Genomic DNA, 759 nt, shown 5'->3' on the forward strand with positions numbered 1-759 from the left:
GGCGTGAGCATCTTCGCGAACAAAATCAAATGCGGCTGCTGCGGCGGTTACTACGGTGCTAAGGTCTGGCACTCGACCGACAAATACCGCAGAGTCATCTATCGCTGCAACAAGAAATATGCCCACAAAGGGAAGCCATGCAATACAAGACATCTGACGGAGGAAGAAATCAAGCGGATTTTCGTCAAGGCACTGAACTCCTTGATGGAAGTCAAAGAGAACGTGATTGCCGAATTGCGATCACTGATTGACAGCGTTTGCCAGATGGAGGAGCTGACTGAGGAGCGTAACAGAATAGAGCAGGAACTCGGCGTTTTGACAGAACGGCTTGAAAAATTGATTCGTGAGAATGCACGGGTGGCACAGGATCAGACGGCGTATCTGAAACAGGAAAATGAGATTCGCGCACTCTATGTGGAAAAGCAGGGGCATCTAGCGAGGTTGGATGAGCAAATTGCAGAGAGGGAGAGCAAGAGAAATACCTTGGAGGGCATGATTCAAGTGGTATGTGGGATCAATGGAGAGTTAGTTGAGTTTGACGAGGAGCTATGGGGCGGACTGCTTGATCACATTGTGGTCAAGGAGGATGGCGCGGTAGTTGTTGTTTTCAAGGGTGGGATTGAGACTGCAATTGAGGGATGAAGATATAAATTCAAGAGATCACCTTTCACGCAAAAGATTCCATTTACCAGAAGTAGCCTCGCAACAGACGCCGCAAAAAGGGACTGTTGCACGAAGGTAAATTTATCTTTGTGCAAC

At 48.1% G+C, this 759-nt stretch carries 1 protein-coding gene; it reads left to right on the forward strand.

Annotation, left to right across the window (positions count from 1 at the left end):
• On the forward strand, window positions 1-642 hold a 642-nt coding region (locus tag HMPREF9163_RS04320; protein ID WP_009440452.1), incomplete at its 5' end, for a zinc ribbon domain-containing protein.
• Between the last annotated feature and the right edge of the window lie 117 nt (window positions 643-759).

It is taken from the genome of Selenomonas sp. oral taxon 138 str. F0429, from assembly GCF_000318175.2.
GTDB classification, from domain to species: domain Bacteria; phylum Bacillota; class Negativicutes; order Selenomonadales; family Selenomonadaceae; genus Centipeda; species Centipeda timonae.